Here is a 2,168-nt window from a genome sequence, read left to right as displayed (position 1 = left end):
CACCTATCAACTCGCCCTCATCTATCGCAGCCAAGGTCAACCCGAAGAAGCCATTCCCCTATTGATGGAAGTATTGCGGAGTCAGCAACCCACGCGGGATTTGGGCGAACAGGCATACCAACAACTGTTTGAAATGGGATTTGTCGAAGCCCCCTACGAATTTAATTAAGTCAGGAAAACTAACTTGATAGACTAGGGCAAACACCCGTTCATCAGAGGAAATGCATGGTCACAGCCGATCAAGTCATATCAATGATTCAAACCGACATGCCCGATGCCGAAGTGCAGGTTAACGACCTGACCGGCGGAGGCGACCACTTGGAAGTCACTGTGGTATCAGAAGCGTTCGCCGGGCGCAGTTTAGTACAGCAACATCAGTTAGTGTACAAAGCTGTGCAATCAGCGATGTCTAGCGAGGCAATTCACGCCCTCGCACTGAAGACCTACACGCCAGAAACTTGGTCAAAAGTTAGCCAGAGCGCTTAATGGCTAAGTCCTTTCTCCCTTTGTACTTGCATTCCAACGACGAGGTAATCTCCCATGGCTCCAGAGGTTCAAGAACGCATCGAAACACTCATCAATGACAACAAAATCATGGTGTTTATGAAGGGCAACAAGTTGATGCCCCAGTGCGGTTTTTCCAACAACGTAGTGCAGATTTTGAATGTTTTGGGCGTCCCATTTGAGACGTTTGATGTGCTTTCTGACTACGACGTGCGCCAGGGCATCAAAGAATATTCCAACTGGCCCACGATTCCCCAGGTTTACCTGAACGGTGAATTTCTCGGGGGCTCTGACATCTTGATTGAACTGTACCAGAACGGACAATTACAAGAGACCGTGGAAGTTGCACTGGCTTCATAAGCTCTAATTTTCTTGTTGAAATATGAACTCTGGTCGTTGATTACGACTATTGCCTGCCCAGCCAGATGCCAAATCTAGCTGGGCAATTTAGTTTTGCCTCACGTTCTCCTGAGAGATGAACCGCTCAAGAAACGCTTACCTCTGACAAACCCTGTCTTTATTAGGATCAGCTGAAAGTGTGTCGCACTGGTTAGTCTGTGCATTACAAATCAACAACAGGATGATTTTGCCGTATCAGTATTTGGGTAATCTTCAAAAATGGTGCATGTATTAAGGGATTGATTGGCCTGATGAGTTCCAGCAAGCGTAAAGAGGGATCGCGGTTGTTAGCGGCGTGATAAGGAGATCTCTACAACAAAATTTTCCTGTAACCGTCTGGATGTAGGGGGTGTTTAACGTCAGGGAATCCAACCCGATGCGAGAATAAAGCCAGTTGGATCTCCTGCCTCGACACTAACTGATGCGGGAAGATTCATTTCTAGAAAACCCTTAAACCACTTCGCGATTGGGAACTAGAGTTGGGCCGGAGTACTGACATCTTGCGCTTGAAGCTGCTGCTCGGGCTGCGCTTTGCCTCGAATGAGGTTTGAGGGAAGCGCCACCACAATAATTCTCACCGTCGATTCAGAGTTGGGGCTAACGACATTCTGCTGACTCCACTACAAATGTCTTGCCGATCTGAATACTAGAAAAGTTCACCGCACTTTCCATCATCCATCAATCAGGAGCGATTAACGATGTTACTGAGGTGGCCGATCTCCCATACCTGGCGACGAGAAACCCTTGGCTTGGCAGGGCTAATGGTGCTGGGAGTGCTAGGAAATTACTGGCGCTGGTCATTTTTCTTTAATATCGATTTTTTATTTGGCTCGATCGCAGTGTGGTTGGTGCTGTGTCTTTATGGCTGGCGGTGGGGCCTAATTGCCGCGATCGCCTCAGCCAGCGTCACCTATTTTCTTTGGCATCATCCCTACGCCATCGTAATTTTTACCTGCGAATTTCTCTTTGTCGGTTTACTCTACGAGCGCTACAAACTTAATCTAGCCATTCTGAACTGGATTTATTGGATTGCCATTGGCATGCCTTTGGTCTGGCTATTTTATCGCCAGGTGTTGGGGGTCGAGCCGACTCAGGCCCAAATTATTATGCTCAAGCAGGCCGTCAATGGCATATTCAATGCCTTAGTGGCTAGTCTGCTGTTGACCTATACACCGCTGCATCGCTGGCTAGGTCGACCTCAAACTTGGAGTGCCCTGTCGCTGCAACAAACCCTGTTCAATATATTGGCGGCGTTTGTCTTTTTC

General features: G+C 48.0%; 2 protein-coding genes and 2 pseudogenes. All 4 read left to right on the top strand.

The features are described from left to right. Positions 1-169, top strand: a pseudogene (locus tag QQ91_RS21685) (tetratricopeptide repeat protein); the annotation flags it as partial. Between the two features lie 56 nt (positions 170-225). Continuing rightward, positions 226-486 (top strand): BolA family protein, encoded by a 261-nt coding sequence (locus tag QQ91_RS16275; protein ID WP_039728776.1) that lies wholly within the window; start codon positions 226-228, stop codon positions 484-486. Positions 487-540: 54 nt separating this feature from the next. After that, entirely contained in the window at positions 541-864 is a 324-nt protein-coding gene (gene grxD, locus QQ91_RS16270; RefSeq protein ID WP_039728777.1) for a Grx4 family monothiol glutaredoxin, read from the top strand. A gap of 737 nt (positions 865-1,601) precedes the next feature. Further along, positions 1,602-2,168, top strand: a pseudogene (locus QQ91_RS16265) (hybrid sensor histidine kinase/response regulator); the annotation flags it as partial.

Origin of the sequence: Lyngbya confervoides BDU141951, from assembly GCF_000817775.3 — a bacterium.
GTDB classification, from domain to species: domain Bacteria; phylum Cyanobacteriota; class Cyanobacteriia; order Thermosynechococcales; family Thermosynechococcaceae; genus Lyngbya; species Lyngbya confervoides.
Note: the sequence above shows the minus strand (reverse complement) of the source record. Positions and strands in the feature narration are given on the sequence as shown.

Coding starts and splice junctions, on each gene's coding strand:
- QQ91_RS16275 (WP_039728776.1), top strand. CDS start 226: ATGGTCACAGCCGATCAAGTCATATCAATGATTCAAACCGACATGCCC.
- grxD (WP_039728777.1), top strand. CDS start 541: ATGGCTCCAGAGGTTCAAGAACGCATCGAAACACTCATCAATGACAAC.